Below are 17,047 nucleotides of genomic sequence, written 5' to 3' on the forward strand. Positions count from 1 at the left end.
GCATTTAATAGTTATTAATTCTTAAGCAAAAAATAACAAAATGAAAACTTTGGTAAATTATTTATACAATTTAATTTTCTAATTAAAAAATTAGATTAATAATAAGACTTATAATTATTATTGAAGTTTTAAAATGTACTCTTGCAATATATTATTTAATTTTTCTTTTAAATACAAAGGTTTTAGGATTTTTACATAAGGAATCCAATATTTTACAAATTTTAATATCTCATCATCATATGAAATATAAGTTAAAACAGAAAAATAATCATCACTCTCTTCTATAATCTTTTGATTTGTTAATATACTTTTTCTCTCAAAATACTCTTTTGCAACATTATCTATTTGAAGTGTTACTTCTATAAGGTCATCTGTCGTAAACCAATTAATGTCATTTGTTACTATTTGATTTAAAAACTCTTTTTTAGGAATAAAAGACTTTGTATCATCTTCCCATTTAAATTTCTGGATTTTTGAAAATGTAAATGTTTTTAATCTATCTTGCTCATCAGCTAATAAATACCAGATACCATCATTATTGATAAGTTTATAAGGATTTACAATTCTATGTTTATTTTTATAATCAAAGTTTACAGGACTATTTTTGATTATAGCTGCACTAAGCTTTTCAAAATAATCTTGCTTGTTACTTATATCTTCAAAGCCTTGATTCTTTATAAGATAAGCACTATTTAGTTTTACATTTAAAATATCAGTAATAAACTCATTTGTAAGTGATGGATAAAGTGATTTAACCCCACTAAGTGTTGCAAAGTTCTTTATGTCTTCAAAACTAAGTTTTCCAAGTGCGTAACTTTCCATTTTATAATAATCACCATCTTTTTCAATGGGTATAAAGGATAGTCTTTCTTTTAAATCTCGTTGAATGGTTCTAATACTTACATTGAACTCTTCTGCTAACTCAATACTGGTGAACCTTTCACCAGTATTGAGTTTTGTGAGAATAAGAGAAAGTCTTAATGCTAATTTATCATGAGAGTTTGTCATTAATTTATATTACTAATTTTTCATTATTATTTAGTAAAAATAAAAAATCATCTGTCGATTTAACTTTTAAGTCAATATTCGTAAAATCAGCCATTTTATATACAGAATCGTTAATATTTAAATTATTATCAATCGATTCATTCATATCTTCAATTATTTTTGTGAAACAAAGTTTTTGTTTTGCTAATATCTCAATAGATTCTTTTTCAAAAATATCTGTATTATTTTTGATATTTTCTATTCTTAGTTGAAATATTTCTTTTACTCTTGATAATCTTTTTTCATCTTTTACAGAAAATAAATCAATTTGATCTAATAACCACACAAATATTGTTGTTGTAAGTCCAGAAAGAATAATCATAGCTACATCTTTCAAAAAGTCAAAAGGTGTTCCTTTTAAAAAGCTAAAAATACTTTCTTCAAATGTAAACATTAAAATTGGCACAACAGCAGTAGCAATAATTTTTGTAATTGCATCTGCCTTTTGTGCAGGACTCATTTCTTTAGAAGATTTCATCATAATTTTAAATGCTTCTTTTATAGACATAAAACCTTGTGTAACAATTTCAATAAACTTCTTAAACATACCTAAAAATGATTTTAAAATATTTTCTAATAACATTGGTATAAAATTATCAAAAACTTCTTTTAATGAACCAACTAAGGTTTTTAACGCATTATCTTTAATATATTTTCCAGCTCTTTTTATTCTTAAAATAAAAGCTTCAATTTTATCATCTGTATCAAATCCATACAAAATTCCATTTTTAAAAATATCTTTTATTTCAAACCATATTGGTTTTAATAATAAAATAATAGCATCACCTAAACCTTTTAAGCCTATATTTTTTGCCATAATTTTTCTAGCTTCTTTATTCTGAGCTTCTGTTGCCTTTTTTTCAAGTTTTAGCTTCTTTTCTTGTTCTTCTTTCGTTAGTATTATACTTCCTTTATCATCAAGAATATTCCCATTTTTATCATGCCCTTGAGGCTTTTTATAATCTAACTTTTTATTTATATATTCACTCCAAGTATCATCATTTTTTGATCTATTTAACGAAGAATTTTCATAGTTTTCATTTTCTCCCATCCCAATCAACTTAGGTAGGTCATCTCTATACAGATAAGGATTATTCTGATATTTTTTTCGTATATGATTAATAGGATTAACATGATCCATATCCATACCTTTTATGTCATCATCACTTAAGCCTTTTTCTGCTTGTGTTTGTTCTCTTTTTTTTGTATCATAATAACTATTTCTATGGAAGTATTTATTATATTCTTTTCCATCTTTGGACATACCTTTTTTTTCATTATTATAATATGTCTTTTCTGCTTGAGTTAAAAAGACATCATCATCAATGTCTTTTTCTGTACATTCTTCATATCTAAAGTTATTTACTTCATTAACAAGTCTTGATGGAGTAATATTACTTTTTCTAAATGATCCATTTAATTTAGGATGTTTTACTAGTCCATCAGCAATACCTAATAACATTGGATTAACTAATTCATTTATTACATTTTGACCACTTTCAAACTCTTCATAAATTTTATCCATCACTTCTAAAGATGATTGCTGGTCATAAATTTCTATTTCAATAAGTTTTTTACTCATTTGAAGAGGAGAAGTGTTATTTAGATTTTTTTGTAGCTCTTCAAAAGATAAAGTTTTACCTACAAGTTTTTTAGTGTTTTCATCTAGTTCTTCATTTGTAGTCATAATTTTCCTTTTAAGATGCTAATATCTCATTTTGTTCTATTTTAAACTTAATATCATTTACAGCTTTAATATCATTATCTTCAATCTCTCCATCTTGATTTAAGTAACCCATACTTGCCATTTGTTTTAAAACAATAGAAAGATTAAATAGTGTACTAAATTCTTCAATATGAACTATTGGCATAAGTTTAAAATTTAATTTTCCATTTTCTAGTTTTCCACCTCTTAAAATAATTTTTTGTATTTGAGAAGAAATACCATACTCAAATCTATCAAGTATTTTTGAATAACTTAAAACTAACTGGTCAAAATATAATGCTACATTTTCAATAGACTCTAATATCACTTTAACTTTTGTTAATTGAGATTGCATTTTTTCAATCTCTGCATTTATTCTTGATTCTTCTTCTTGGATTTTTATTAATGTTTGTTTAGCTTTTTTTCTTGTAAAGAATCCGAGAGTAATAATACCTAGTCCTACTTCTTTAAAACTAAGATTATTAAAATCTATTAAATAGAGTTCTTTTTTATCTCTTACACCCTCAAGTTTTTTGACTTCTGTAATAGAATTATCGAAATATTCTAAAAAACTTTTTCCTTTAATACTTATATTATGAAGTCTGTTTCCTAAAGATATAAATCTTTTAAAGTATTTTTCATATATGTCTGTTTTATGATAATTAATAGTGTCAATTCTTTTTTCAAGTTCTTTATTAAACTTTTTCATATTTTTGTCATAATCAAACTTAGCTTTATCATACCTATCTGTAATTTCTGCAAGCAGTATTTCAGCTTCATTAAAAGTAGATTTTCCATTAACACCATTCCATGCTTTTGATGATTTTTCTTTAACATAGTCAAATGCGTCCTTTGCAATATTACTTACTTTTTTAACTATATTTTTAATTGCTCCCCAAACTCCCATCATAAATCCTTTTATTTTACTTATCTAGAAATTAATTCATAGCCCTCTTGAACAATATCATTCATAGCCTCAACCCATCTCCGTATTCTACTAACTTCATACTCTTTAACTCTAAACTCATTTGATAACATATTTATAAATTCAGATTCTTTGTCACACACTTCTCCATCTGCTAAAAGTATTCCGAAAAGCTCAACTATTATAATTTTTTTTACTTTCTTACTTGAAGCAATTAAATTTTTAATTATATTTTTAATTTCATCTTGTCTAAATGCTGTATAATCAACTAACTGACATTCATTTTTGTACCCTAATAAAACTTCTTCTTCTTCTTCTTTATATTCTCCATTAAGCCCCATTGAATATCGTGCAAGCTCTAAAAAATCTTTCTGTTCATCTTTATTTAATAAATCTAAATACATTCTTTTTCCTAATAATTAATCTTTTTTTGTTCTTTTAAATTAAAATTCTGATCATATATATACTCTATTTTCTTCTTAACTTCTTCTGCATCATCATAAAAATATTCAAATAATATATCACCATTATTATTGAATTCAACACCACTTATCAACTTTCCAGATTGATAATTCATTTTATATATTAAAAAATCGCTAGAGTATGTTTCAGTATAAGACTTTTCTCCATTCTCATTATAATGGACATTAGTAATATTACCACTAACTTTATCGGTAAGTCTTATAACTCTACAATGTCCAACTTCTTGTAAAAAATGTTCATCTTCAAAGATACCTTCTTTATATTTTCCTATTTCATTAGAAACATTGATCAAATTATCTAATCTTAAATTATTAACCAATTGAAGAATACTTGAGAAACTATTATCAAGTTTAGTTTGAATATTAATCGTATTCTTATCTTGAATTTCTAAATATTTATTAATACTTTTTGTTGTGGTATTTGAACTTTCAATTATTTGATTGGAAATACTTTCAAATGAATTTGTTAATATTTCTTTTGATAATTTATTTAACTCATTATTTTGAGTCAAAATATTTTCACTATACTTAGTAATAGTTTCAATAAGGTTATTAGACTGTTTCTCACTGCTATTATGAATACTTTTAAAATTTAATTGTAATTCGTTCTCTAATAATTTGCTGTTTTTTTGAAATAATGTAGATAATTCATCAAATTTAATTTGACTATTTTCTAAAATTTGTCTAATTTTATTTGATAATTCAGCCTTTAATTCATTATTTTTATTTTCAAACAAAGTTTTCATTAAATCTTGATACTCTAATAGTGCATTATCTCTTTGTTTCAACTCCACATCAAAATATTCTAATCTATCAAATATTTTTTTTAACCCTACGAGTAGAGTAACTAAAACAATAGCTGTAATTGCAACTATTATTGCCAAAATTAATGTAATACTCATTTTTTACCTTTTATTGTTTTTTCATTATAATAATTCTATTCTTCACTACAAAATAATTTAAAAAGATACAGTTTCTTAGGTATTAACCTTATCATAAGAAATATTGCACAAATTGCAATAATTCCTAATAACATATCAACAATACCTACCATATTTTTGTTCAATCTTTGAAGTTATAACTAAATAAGCATTTAGCAATATTTTATATTTATCATAGAATTACAACAAAATAAATATTATTATAATATATTATTTATTTTATTTACTATAATTAAATAGATATATAATTATTAATTAATATTTTATACACATTTAAATTATCTTATCTGCAATACTCTCAACATAATCTAGTTTATTTTTATACTCTTCTTCTAACTCACCTTTTTCATTGATAACTTTTAAATTATATACTTTCGTAAGCTCATCCATTAAAACATGAGTATCTTCAATTTTTCTTTTTGTAGTTTTTGAAAAATGATTAAAATCACAATTCTCTTTTTGCAATGATTTAATTTCTTTAAGTTCTATGCAAACTGCACAAATTCCTTTTGAAAATTTAACAACATATTTATCTAGTTCATCTTTTGATTCATCCTTGATATCTAAAACATTGTTTTCAACTTTTAGTTGCAGTTTATAAGTACTATACATATCTGAATTAGGTAGATTTTGTAGTTTTTCATATACTTCTAAAAAGAGTGGAATCATTTCTGCATAAAAACCTTTATGAATTACATTGAATTCTTCTTCTACATCTTTTGGTTTTACATCCTTTTCATTACCAAGAAATAGACTATCACCAAAATCACCTATTTTTTGTCCAATTTTATCACCCCAGTCAAAAAAGCTTGTAGCCGTATCTTCTAATACTTTTTCTCTGTCATTCTCCTCAACATATTTTTTCACACCATAACCTGTTGCAGCTAATGCAATACTGCCAATAATAAGTCTTGCTAACATAATAACTCCTTTTTTGTTTTATAAAAGAAGTTTAACTATAGTCTTAGACAGGTTATGTCGTTTTTTATAATAGAATTAAAATATTTTTCATTTTTATAATTTATCAATATTCAAAATTATCTTTTGATTTCTAGGTCTTCCTCTATTAGTTTTATCTTTAGGAATAGTACCACGAGTAAAAGCTCTATCTTTTTTATTCTCCTTAATAGATTCAATATTTTGCTCATTTTTGCATAAATATGATATTACATATTCATCTAATATTTTTCTTTTCTCTGTATCTTTATAGTTAAGTATACCTATACTATTATGTTTATAATTATTACGATGACAGTTATGAAAGCTTCCCTTTCCATTTGTAAGTTGTTCCCAATATTGACCAATCTGTTCTGCTTTAAAAGCACTATTTTTTGTTTTCTGCCCATCATAGATAAAAATAATGTGGAAATGGATTCCCTTATCTTTCGTGTATTCTTTTTTAATAATATATCCTATTTTATCCCTAAAAATAGATGGTTTAGATCGCATATTATTAATCATTCGTTTAAGTTCTTTGTTTGCATCTTCTAGTGTTATTTCATTGATGTATAGTTTCTTGTAACTTAAATCCAATCTTACTATATTTAGTTTTGAATAATTTTCACTCATCATATCAATATATTTTTTAATACCTTCTAATTGACTATTATTATATTTCTTATTTTTCATTTCTATTTCCTTATTTAATTTATTTCAATTAAATGTATACAGAAATATATTTTTATAATATTAATATTTATAGTAGAGAAGATTAGAGTACAAGTATTAGTATGTTTATATAATATAGATAACAACTATTCTACTATGTATTATTTATTGCTATTAAAGATAGATAGTATGTATAAGTATATTAATTAATAATATTAATAACCTAAAATATATAGTTAGAAAAATCCGTATTTAACTGTATATACAAAGTTTAGTTTTACAAGCTTTATACACTTTTTACTTTTAAGAGTAATATACAAAGTTATAAAATAAAAAATATAAATAAATTTCTATAAAACCTAAAACTACAAAAGTAGCTTTAGGCAATTTTTTTATTATTAGAATTTAAAAGAGGAACAGTATTGGACTCAAGATATCTAATAAGTTCGTTTCTTGAAATATAATTCTTCCTACCAATTTTTACAATTTCTAATTCATTTTGATAGATAAGTTTTTTACACATATTGGTTTTGATTGCTCCAATATCTTCTATTTCTTTTATTGAAAATAAAACTTTTTTAGGAATTAGTTCATCATATACAGAAGTCATTTTTGCTCCTTTATTTTAGATAAAGCCGTAGGTTCAAAGAACAAATCTCTTTCGATTGGTAAACCAAGTGGTCCTTTAATGGCTTCTAATTCTTGTAAAGAGAAATAACCAAGCTCACACTCTAATCCTTTTACATAACCATAACAAGTTGTTTTATCTTCCTTTGAGATTTCTATTATATACCAAGTCCATTGGCTATCAGGCGTAAAGAGTTTCACTTGACACATGGGATTTAAGGCTCTTTCTGTTTCATACAAATCTGGAATATCCTTTAATAGTGTTTCTGAAATTAATTTACTCATTAAGCAGCTCCTTGATCAATTTGTTTATACCACTGCTTACCATTACCATCCCATCTAAAGCCACAAGCTTTAATACTATCTTTCTTAGAGAAAATATCATCACCTACAACAAGTAAAAAACCATTTTGTTCAATTATCTTTAATCCTAAGTTATAAAGGGATTGATACTCATATTGGTCAAAGGATTGTTGAGTTTTAGGATTGTTTTGTTTCTCAACTATTTTATTTTGTGAAGATTGAGATTTTTGAGGATTAGTAGTATTGTTATGTTTTCTTGTTTTATCATACAAAGAATTTCCAAACTGATTACCAAAGCTTCTTAGAGTTCTTTTTAAAGCATCTGTAATAGCTTCTTTTGCACTGTTTTCATGTGAATCAGCTAAAGTCTTGGCAATGCCTGTTCCAAAGCCTACATCTTCTCTATTAATAGCTTTAGAGTGGTCATTGTTTTGTACAGTTACTTTTACTACAGCTTTATAACAAACTACAAAGTTTTGGTTTTGGTTTGTCTCTTGTGATACTTGTTCTAGTTTTGAAATATCATAAGACCAATTCCCATATCCAAATATTTTATTTGCTGTTTCTATTACATCAAATCCCTCTAAGTATGAGAGATTGATGTTTCCTTTTTCTCTTGTTTTAATTCTTGAACTATCTAGTTCATTTTCTAAAGATTTTGTTTGATTATCATTAAACATAATATGCTCCTTATGCTGCTTGTTTTTCAATGATTAAGATTTCATTAGTTTGTTCTTCATTGTTAGAGTTTCTTTTTGTATTAACTTTTACTTTAGGAAGAGTAGTTGTTGTAAGAGTATTTATATTTATATACTCTTTTAACTCCTCTAGTCCCTCTTTAGTTTTAATAGCTTTTTGAATTGCTTCTTCATCTACACTAAACTTCACATATCCTAATCCCATAACAGCATTGTCATCTTTTACTGTTATGGTCTCTTTTGTGGTTTGAATTAGTTTTGTAAGAGTAAGGGAAGAGATAATAGTTCCATCAATTCTATCAATACCATTATTGATTAAAACCTCTGCTGTAAGTTCTTTTGCGAGTTCAAGAGAAGAGGAAAGCTTTTTCTTTAAAGCTTGAAGTTCTTGAATATCTTTTCCTAAAGAATCAATCTTTAGTTTTAATTCATTTAAAGATAAGCCTACATAATCACATCTTTGATAATAAGGCTTACTTGTATCTTCTAGTATGTTTTGAATATACTCTTTAAAGTGGGAATTTGATTTATCTTCTGATAAATACTCAATTTGTGTTTGGAGTTGATAATTTACTAATTTCATCATTTACTCCTTATGCAGCCATTAAATATGGCATTTTTAAATCTGCCATCTTTTGAACTGTTGTAAATAGTTCTTTATTTAATTTTAGATTTGCATCAATTGCAGTAATAGCTTTAGAAGTAAAAGATTTATTTGTTTGTTTATTTTTACCTTTAACTCCTCCTCTAATCATTGCTTCTTGAACTCTATTCATTACATTCCACAAAGTAGGAGTTTCATCTTCAACTCTATTAATCTTTAAAAACTCTTTTGGATTAATTTCATGGACATCTCTATCAAATCTTATATCTATAACTGCATTTGCAAGTGAGTATTGCTCTAAGCTAGTTAGGTTTATAGATTTAAATTTTTCAATCTCATCTTTCATCTTTGGCATATATGAAGAGACTTCAGTTATTGCCTTATGTACTTTATTTAAATTGAATCCTGCATGAACAATAGAATGATGAGAAAAAGTATGTGATGGAATCACAAGCATATTTTCACACACAAGTCTAAAGAAAGCTAAATCAACTATAAAAGATGATGTTCTATTATGAGAGTTTGTTAGAACTATATCTGCATACTCTTCACTTGCTTCTGGGCGAAGTAAATTATCTAAGCTTCTAAATTGGATTATATGCTTTTGGTAGCCTTGGTTATCATTATCTCTTACTTTACTTTCACTTGCAAGGATTGGATAATATCCAGCTTCCTTAAAAGTATCAAGTACAGAATGTGTTGGCACAAAGGCATAACGAGATGAAACACCCTCAATTGGTGTTTCACTAAAAATTGATGGTGCTAGAACTTTTAATTGTTCATTGTTTAATGGTTTTACTGACATAGGTTTTCCTTTTATTATTTTTTATCTTCTAAGAGTTTAGTTAGTTCAAAAGTTATTTATCATCATTATCTAATGATTCTTTAATTATTGTTGCTGTTGCAATAACTATTGTTAATAATACATTTGGAGGTATCATTTATGCTCCTTCCAGTGGCTGAAAATCTAAATTATTTACAGATCTTAAATTTATTTTCATTTGATTTAATTCATCACCTATCCTTTTACATTTACCTTCTAGTAGTTTTTTTATTATCTCTTGAGGTTTTGAATGTATGACTTCAATATCAATAATCATGTTTATCTCCTTTTAGACTAATTTTGTTTTTTTGAACCTCTAATCTCTTATCTTGTTAATAATATGAAAATGAAAAGAATTGGAAATAAAAAATTTTGCATAAAAAAATAGTGAGCATCCACTTAATTGAAAAATTAAAACTGGAGTTTAAAATGAAAACTGATTATGATAAATTAATCCCTCAAGGAGTACTATTTAATCTTAGACAAGTAGAAGATATGAAGATTATAAAAGTTGACATGGCTAAGAAGTTAATATTAAATAGAGAACTTGAAGTTGTAAAAATAGGGAAGAAGATACATTTAAGTAGAAGTGTTTTGATTGATTATCTTGAGAGAAATACTATTTAATCTAAATGGGAATAAAAAAGGGGTTGGAGTAATTCTCCCACCCTTTTAGGTACTGTATTTTAGTTTTAATAAAGTTTTTTAATTTCTTTTATTGGAAGTTCCGTAATTTTTGCAATTTCAAATGTATCTAATTTCTTAATATTTTTCATTCTTATTAATTTTTGTGCTATTTTTTTCTTTATATCTAAATACTTATCTGTCTTTAAGTCATAGCCTTTAAAAGGTTTAGCTTGTAGAGACATAGAATCAAATATGCGAATATTGTTAATTGTTTTACTTTTTATTCCAAATATTTGTCTAACATTCCTACCAATTTTTGTACTACTAGCAGCAAAATCGAAATAAGCAAATTTATATAGATAATTTGCAAAGTTTGCAGATAATACATTGTGTTTATCTAAAATTTCTTTTTGCATGTTAAGATTTTCTGTATTTAGTATAGGTAAATCAGAAAATATTTCAATTAAATATTTATGCTCTTTTTCTATAAGAGAAATAAGTTCATTTTTATCTATCCGAATTAACATTTCAAAATCTTTTTTTTCTAATACATAATATTTAATTTTTTCACCGAAATATTCTATAGTTTCATTTTCCTGAAAATTTATTAATATGTTAATAAATTCTCTTATTGAAATATTATCATTTATAATAATAATTGGATTTTTAAAAAGTTCAGAAAGAAATCTTTTATTCTCTATAAAAGAAAAATTCGTATTAATATGATTTATAGAACTTTTTAAAATTATTGTATTTTCACTTAAAGTTTTCATATTTCCATTTGAATAATGTATTTTATTAATTCCATTAATTTTTAATTTAAAATCATTAAAGATGCTTTCACTAACATCATTATTTGATATATTTAAAAAAATTGTAGTTTTATTTTTTATTTTATTCTTTAAATTATCAAACCAATTTTTTAATTCATTTTCTTCCATTCTCTAATTCCTTAATAAATTATAAACACTTTTTAATTATACATTATTTCTAATAAAATTAATATAACTGGTTTTAACTAGTTATATTAATTTTAATGAAAGTTAAATTAATTTAATTATAATTTACTATAGTATATTATATGCCTTTATATAAGTAGGAATTAAAATGAAGTTTTATGGATATATTAAAGCAAGAACAGAAAAAGAGCAAGAAGAAAAAAAAAGAGAAATTAAAAATTATATCAATTATAAAATCAATGATATAGAATATATAACCTCTTTAAAAAATCTTAAAGAAAATTCAACGCTATATATTGATAGTTTATGCTCATTTGGAAGTACTACATATCAAATACTAAATATCTTTTTTAAATTACATTTTAAAAATATTAATATTCATACATACAAAGATAAATATAGTGATTCAAAATTAAACTTTTTGACATACAATGTATTGATAGATTTACTTAATCATGAAAAAAAGAATATTGATAATAGGCTTTATAAAACTACAATCACTTTACATAAAAAAATGAAAAGAGCAGGAAAAAAGAAAGGAAAAAAAACAAAGTCGATTTTTGATAAACATAAGAAAATAATTTTTAGTGAATTATCTAAAAATACTACAAAAGTACAAATTCTAAATATGTTAAAAGAAAAAGATCCCGAACTAAAAGACATAACCTCTCAAGCTCTTGGACAATACATTAAAAAAGTTAAAATAAAAACAAAAAAAAGTGAAGATCAGTCATCCTTTAAAATACTCATGTAATAGATAAGATTATTTTTTAGAAAATACTCTCTAAATATTTATTCAACTTATCAATATAGTAATTTTCAGCTAAGCAATCCTATACTTTAATCTTCATTTTAATAAATATATTTAGGAATGACAAATCTTAAGATTTAGAACTATATAGCTCTATTAAACTACTTAACCTATAATATCATTAAATGAACTAAGTGCCCTACTCGCTTGATCTTTACTTTTATTTGCATATCTTGCTTCTGTAATTGCAATACTACTATGACCTAACAATACACTAATATCTGCAATTGGTACTTTATTCTGTACAAGAGTTGTAGCTAACATATGCCTTATATCATGTAGTCTTAGTTTTGGTAAACCCATAGCTTTAAGTAGATTTTGAAAGTGTACTCGTGGTGTTTCTTTTGTATATTTAAAGAGCTTTTTATCCGTTAAAGTTTTTGATAAATCTATATTATTCAATCTTGCTTGACTTTTAATTGCTTCTAATAAATACTTATCAAGGTTAAAGACTAACTCTTTTTTACCTTTTGCCGTTGAAGCAGGTACTTTAAAAGTATTATCTTCAAAATTAATATCACTATATTTTAGCTGCAATACTTCATTTATCCTTCTACCTGTAAGTAAAAATGTAAATATATTTTTTATTTCTTCAAACTGATAAAAAACTTCACCCTCAACATCAGTACCACTGTAGTTTTTCATTGCATATATAATTTTTTTTGTATCTGCTAAAGTTAATGTATAATCTACCTTATTATCAACATATGGCAAAGATAGTTCTTCCCATTCACTAATAATAGATGCTTTATATTTTGAAAGAAAGGCTCTCAATGTTCTAACATATAAAATTACAGTTGCAGGTGCTCTACTTGAGAGTAAACTATTTATAATTTTTTGAACATCATGTATTGCAATATTTTCAATAGACTTATTGTGTAATGGTTTTGAATGTAAATTTAATGCAGTTAAATAGTTTTGAATTGTTGAAGGTCTTGCAGATATTGTTTTGGTCTCTAAAAAAGTTTCAACCTTATCTAAAAAAGTTTCCCCTTCTTCTAAATTAATACTTACATTCTCAACTCTTTTTTCTCTTAAAGTCCCTTTGGTTTTTAAGGTTTCTCGAACTTCTACTCTTTTGCTTGATACATACTCTATAGCTTTCAAAAATGTTATCTTTTTACTTTCAAAAGTAAAGATCTTTTTTCCTCTTTTACCTTCAACTCTAGTTCTTAATTGTATTTTGAATTTTTTACCAATTAATTTATTTGCTTCTTGTATAGATGTAATTTTATCCAACTCTGCATCACATTCTAAAAACATTCCTTTGCAATCCTTATTAACTATTTCTATGCCAATATATTTATTCATTTTTTTACCTTTTAAAAGTAATTCTAAAATTAAGGTGTACTTTTTGGTGTACTTATAGGTGTACTTTTTTGTAAATTTTTATAAGTAATTGTAACCTAATGTAGTTTCAAAAATTCTTATAGTGACTATTTAAAAGGCTATAAAAAGGGAATGTAATTAATTATAGTATTTTCTCTTGTCCAATTCTATAAAGCGCAAAGTCATACTTTATAGGGTCATTTTTATCAAACTGCTTTAGTTTTGTAGTTAATAAATATGAAGCATACAAATCACAATTTTTTCTACTTATAAGTCCAAGTTTATTTGATACATTGAAAGTATGAGTATCTAGTGGCATTAGTAAGTCTTCACTTGATACACCTTGCCATAATCCCATATCTAAATTATCTTTTCGAACCATCCATCTTAAATACATAAACCATCTTTTGTATGCTGCATTTCCTACTTGTTTTATACTGTTTTGTTTATCTCTTTTAAAATTTGAACCAAGTAAAAATTTGTAACCTTGGGAAGTATGGGGATTTATTTCATTTATTTTACTTATTATATTATCTATTCCTTCACAGACATTATTATTTATTTTATATTTCTCCACAAATAGTTCATTTAGAGTTGTTTGTTTTTTTAGTCTTGATAATGCTATGAAAAACTCTTGGATATCTTTGCTATTTTGAAATCTATAATAGTGTTTTCCAAAACTTTTTCTAATACTCTGTTCATCTTTATTCAAAAGTGAAAAATCCAAACTATCTAAAAACTTTATTATCAAAGATGCTTTTCCATAGGCAAATAGTGCACAAATAAGTGAGATGTATTCGTCATTGTGTCTTTTTGCTATAAATAGTGGGTCTGGTCGCTCTAGTGTTAATTCACACTCATTATTTCTATTAGTAACTTCTATATCTAATAAGTTTTTTAGTTCTATATCTTTTTTGTTCATAGGCATCTTTGGAAGTAAAATCTTTTTCGTTATAATAGCATCTTAGAAAAAATATTAGGTTAAAAATGGCAAATATATTAATAACAGGCTGTTCTTCAGGTATCGGCTTAGAAACAGCAAAACTTTTAAAAAACAATGGATACAAAGTATACGCAACTGCACGAAAAAAAGAAGATGTTCTTATGTTGCAAGAGTTGGATTTCATAGCTTACAAACTAGATGTGACAAACCAAGCAGAGATAGCAGAAGTTTTAGAAAAAATCTTAAAACTAGACAAAAACTTAGATGCAGTTTTCAATAATGCAGGATATGGACAACCAGGAGCTATTGAAGATGTATCAACAGATACTCTTAAAGAACAATTTGAAACTAACTTTTTTGGACTACATGAAGTTACACTTCAAGTTATGAGAATATTTAGAAATCAAGGTTATGGAAAGATTATTCAACACAGTTCAGTTCTAGGAATCATCTCTTTGAAATTTAGAGGTGCTTATAATGCAAGTAAATATGCAATAGAAGGTATTGCTGATACATTAAGACAAGAAGTTATAAATGATAATATCTTTATAACTACTATAAATACAGGTCCAGTAACTAGTAAATTTAGGGAAAACTCACTTAAAAAGTTTAATGAGAATATCAATATCAAAGATAGTTTCCACAGAAAAACTTATGAACAAGAGTTAAAAACTAGACTAGAGAACAAGGATGATGGAGGTTTGTTTAATCTTCCACCTTCAAGCGTGGCAAATGTTGTTTTAAAAATCATGAAATCTAAAAATCCAAAACCTAGATATTATGTTACAAAAGCAACTTATATTTTAGGTTTTGCAAAAAGAATACTTAGTACTAAGTTATTAGATAAGTTACTAAATAAGTTTTAAAAGAGAAGTATTACTTCTCTTTTTTATGCTTCTTGTTTTAAAAAAGGTTTCCCATAAAATCGTACTGTCAAAGCTAGCACAAGTAAAGCTATAGGAATCAAATAAGCAACTGAGATTCCAAGAGCTGCTGGGATATATCCAAATACAATAGAAACTGTTCCTACAAATAAAGCGTATGGTAATTGCGTAGAGATATGGTCCATATGATCACAACTTGAACCCATAGATGAAAGAATAGAAGTATCAGAGATAGGAGAACAATGATCTCCAAAAATAGCACCTGTCAAAACAGCACCGATATTTAAGATAATATACTCATTTAAAGCATTAGTATCTAGTCCATAATTTATTCCAATGGCATTTGCCAAAGGAATAGTAAGTGGCATCAAGATTCCCATTGTCCCATAAGAAGTACCTGTAGAAAAAGAGATTAAAGAACCAAAAATAAAAATCACAGATGGTAAGATAAATTGAGGCATATCATGAGATAAAATTGATACTAAGTAAACAGAAGTACCTAACTCTTTTATAACAGCAGAGATTGACCAAGCAAGTATCAAAATAACAGCAGTAATTACTAATGCTTTTACTCCATGAACCCAAGTTTCCAAAGCTTCATTTAAGTCAAATATTTTTTGTTGCATTCCCATTGCTATAGCTACAATTGAAGCAAATAATGCAGCCTCAAATAATACAATAGAAGCATCAGCTCCACCAAAACAATCTCGAATAGAAGCAAATGAATAAGGATCTGCTTGTACTGCTTTTAAGGCCTCTCCTTCTAGTGAATGTAAACCATTGAAATAAAATCCTAAAAATGAAACTACAATCAAAACTGAAATTGGAATAATTGCATTCCAAATAGAATATTCAACATTTTTTTTAGGAGCCATAGTTGAAGACTCTTGATTTAAATGTTCTTCTTCATGTCTTATATGTCTTGATACTTTTCCTGTACTTGCAGCTCTAAGAGCTGCTTTATGCATAGGACCAAATTCTCTTAAAAAGTATGCTGTAAAAAATACAAAAGCCAACATAAAAATATTATAAAATCTGTAAGCAATCGTATCTACAAAGATTGAGTAAGCATTTATATCAACTTGCCCTATTGTTGCATAAGCATCTTTTATCAAAGAGATTTCATATCCAATCCAAGTAGAAATAAGAGCAATTCCAGCTATTGGTGCAGCTGTTGCATCTATAATAAAAGCTAGTTTTTCTCTTGCTATTTTTAATCTATCTGTAACTGGTCTCATAATAGGACCGATAATTAGTGAGTTTGCATAATCATCAAAAAAGATAAAAAATCCCATCACCCAAGTGTAAATTTGTGCACTTGCAGGAGTTTTTGCCTTTTTTGCAAGAGCTTTTGCTATAGCTCTTGGTCCACCCATTTTAGTAATAACTGCAATCAAACCACCGATAGTTAGAACTTGTAAAATAATACCTGCATTCCATGAATCTGCCATTGAACCAATCATCTTACTTACCATATCCATAAAACCACCAACAAAAGCAGCAAAGATATCACCATTTACAATATTAACTAAAAATGTTCCACTAAATATACCTATAAATAAAGAAAATATTACATTTCTAGTTATAAATGCTAATAAAATAGCAACAACTGGTGGTATTAAAGTCCAAGCCCCAAAAAGCTCGGCATTTGCCTTATTATCTGCAAGCAGTATAATTGGCAAAAATGCTAAAACTAATATACTGTTTTTTAATTTATTCAAATTTTTCTCC

At 25.8% G+C, this 17,047-nt stretch carries 20 protein-coding genes; 3 read left to right on the forward strand and 17 right to left on the reverse strand.

All coding sequences use genetic code 11. The features are described 5' to 3' along the window. Positions 1-117: 117 nt before the first annotated feature. The 13 genes from LXN10_RS01030 to LXN10_RS01090 all read right to left on the reverse strand — a co-directional run bounded on the left by LXN10_RS01030 (position 118) and on the right by LXN10_RS01090 (position 10,040). The gene (locus LXN10_RS01030) at positions 118-1,008 is read right to left on the reverse strand and encodes a helix-turn-helix transcriptional regulator (RefSeq protein WP_375724111.1); all 891 of its coding nucleotides are present in this window, start codon (positions 1,006-1,008) and stop codon (positions 118-120) included. 4 nt (positions 1,009-1,012) lie between these two features. Beyond that, a complete protein-coding gene (locus tag LXN10_RS01035; RefSeq protein WP_375724112.1) occupies positions 1,013-2,734 on the reverse strand; it encodes a hypothetical protein in 1,722 nt (573 codons plus the stop codon). Positions 2,735-2,744: 10 nt separating this feature from the next. Beyond that, positions 2,745-3,659 carry a hypothetical protein gene (locus LXN10_RS01040; protein WP_375724113.1) on the reverse strand — a complete coding sequence of 305 codons (915 nt, stop codon included), beginning with the start codon at positions 3,657-3,659 and terminating at the stop codon, positions 2,745-2,747. A 20-nt stretch (positions 3,660-3,679) separates the two neighbouring features. Continuing rightward, the gene (locus LXN10_RS01045) at positions 3,680-4,081 is read right to left on the reverse strand and encodes a hypothetical protein (RefSeq protein WP_375724114.1); all 402 of its coding nucleotides are present in this window, start codon (positions 4,079-4,081) and stop codon (positions 3,680-3,682) included. An 8-nt stretch (positions 4,082-4,089) separates the two neighbouring features. Then, positions 4,090-5,061: a hypothetical protein gene (locus tag LXN10_RS01050; RefSeq protein WP_375724115.1), complete on the reverse strand. Its 972-nt coding sequence runs from the start codon at positions 5,059-5,061 to the stop codon at positions 4,090-4,092. 312 nt (positions 5,062-5,373) lie between these two features. Then, complete coding sequence (locus LXN10_RS01055) at positions 5,374-6,021, reverse strand: hypothetical protein (protein WP_375724116.1); 648 nt, start codon at positions 6,019-6,021, stop codon at positions 5,374-5,376. Positions 6,022-6,114: 93 nt separating this feature from the next. Then, entirely contained in the window at positions 6,115-6,729 is a 615-nt protein-coding gene (locus tag LXN10_RS01060; RefSeq protein ID WP_375724117.1) for a YagK/YfjJ domain-containing protein, read from the reverse strand. Between the two features lie 358 nt (positions 6,730-7,087). Further along, positions 7,088-7,318, reverse strand: coding sequence for a DNA-binding protein (locus LXN10_RS01065; protein ID WP_375724118.1), 231 nt, complete (start codon positions 7,316-7,318; stop codon positions 7,088-7,090). Further along, a complete protein-coding gene (locus LXN10_RS01070; RefSeq protein ID WP_375724119.1) occupies positions 7,315-7,620 on the reverse strand; it encodes a DUF2958 domain-containing protein in 306 nt (101 codons plus the stop codon). The genes LXN10_RS01065 and LXN10_RS01070 overlap by 4 nt, the downstream gene beginning before the upstream one ends. Further along, positions 7,620-8,318: a Rad52/Rad22 family DNA repair protein gene (locus LXN10_RS01075; protein ID WP_375724120.1), complete on the reverse strand. Its 699-nt coding sequence runs from the start codon at positions 8,316-8,318 to the stop codon at positions 7,620-7,622. The genes LXN10_RS01070 and LXN10_RS01075 overlap by 1 nt, the downstream gene beginning before the upstream one ends. Before the next feature lie 10 nt (positions 8,319-8,328). Beyond that, positions 8,329-8,919, reverse strand: a complete 591-nt coding sequence (locus tag LXN10_RS01080; RefSeq protein WP_375724121.1) for a siphovirus Gp157 family protein — start codon at positions 8,917-8,919, stop codon at positions 8,329-8,331. Positions 8,920-8,929: 10 nt separating this feature from the next. Further along, positions 8,930-9,745, reverse strand: coding sequence for a DUF932 domain-containing protein (locus LXN10_RS01085; protein ID WP_375724122.1), 816 nt, complete (start codon positions 9,743-9,745; stop codon positions 8,930-8,932). 136 nt (positions 9,746-9,881) lie between these two features. Continuing rightward, a complete protein-coding gene (locus LXN10_RS01090) occupies positions 9,882-10,040 on the reverse strand; it encodes a hypothetical protein (RefSeq protein ID WP_375724123.1) in 159 nt (52 codons plus the stop codon). Positions 10,041-10,192: 152 nt separating this feature from the next. Here LXN10_RS01090 and LXN10_RS01095 point away from each other — a divergent pair, with 152 nt between their 5' ends. Beyond that, complete coding sequence (locus LXN10_RS01095) at positions 10,193-10,390, forward strand: DNA-binding protein (RefSeq protein ID WP_375724124.1); 198 nt, start codon at positions 10,193-10,195, stop codon at positions 10,388-10,390. A gap of 65 nt (positions 10,391-10,455) precedes the next feature. On the opposite strand, the gene LXN10_RS01100 is transcribed toward LXN10_RS01095, so the two are convergent. Then, positions 10,456-11,331: a hypothetical protein gene (locus tag LXN10_RS01100; RefSeq protein ID WP_375724125.1), complete on the reverse strand. Its 876-nt coding sequence runs from the start codon at positions 11,329-11,331 to the stop codon at positions 10,456-10,458. A 166-nt stretch (positions 11,332-11,497) separates the two neighbouring features. Between LXN10_RS01100 and LXN10_RS01105 the strand changes: the two genes are divergently transcribed. Beyond that, positions 11,498-12,103, forward strand: coding sequence for a hypothetical protein (locus LXN10_RS01105; protein ID WP_375724126.1), 606 nt, complete (start codon positions 11,498-11,500; stop codon positions 12,101-12,103). Positions 12,104-12,265: 162 nt separating this feature from the next. Here the strand turns inward: LXN10_RS01105 and LXN10_RS01110 are convergent, their stop codons facing one another. Beyond that, positions 12,266-13,471, reverse strand: a complete 1,206-nt coding sequence (locus LXN10_RS01110) for a tyrosine-type recombinase/integrase (RefSeq protein WP_375724127.1) — start codon at positions 13,469-13,471, stop codon at positions 12,266-12,268. Between the two features lie 160 nt (positions 13,472-13,631). Further along, complete coding sequence (locus LXN10_RS01115; protein WP_375724128.1) at positions 13,632-14,411, reverse strand: TIGR02757 family protein; 780 nt, start codon at positions 14,409-14,411, stop codon at positions 13,632-13,634. A 65-nt stretch (positions 14,412-14,476) separates the two neighbouring features. Here LXN10_RS01115 and LXN10_RS01120 point away from each other — a divergent pair, with 65 nt between their 5' ends. Continuing rightward, a complete protein-coding gene (locus tag LXN10_RS01120; protein ID WP_375724129.1) occupies positions 14,477-15,298 on the forward strand; it encodes an SDR family NAD(P)-dependent oxidoreductase in 822 nt (273 codons plus the stop codon). Positions 15,299-15,321: 23 nt separating this feature from the next. On the opposite strand, the gene LXN10_RS01125 is transcribed toward LXN10_RS01120, so the two are convergent. Then, on the reverse strand, positions 15,322-17,037 hold the full coding sequence (locus tag LXN10_RS01125; RefSeq protein WP_375724130.1) for a Na+/H+ antiporter NhaC family protein: 1,716 nt from the start codon (positions 17,035-17,037) through the stop codon (positions 15,322-15,324). Positions 17,038-17,047 lie beyond the last annotated feature (10 nt).

The sequence above is a fragment of the Arcobacter iocasae genome, from assembly GCF_042214795.1.
Lineage (GTDB): Bacteria > Campylobacterota > Campylobacteria > Campylobacterales > Arcobacteraceae > Arcobacter > Arcobacter iocasae.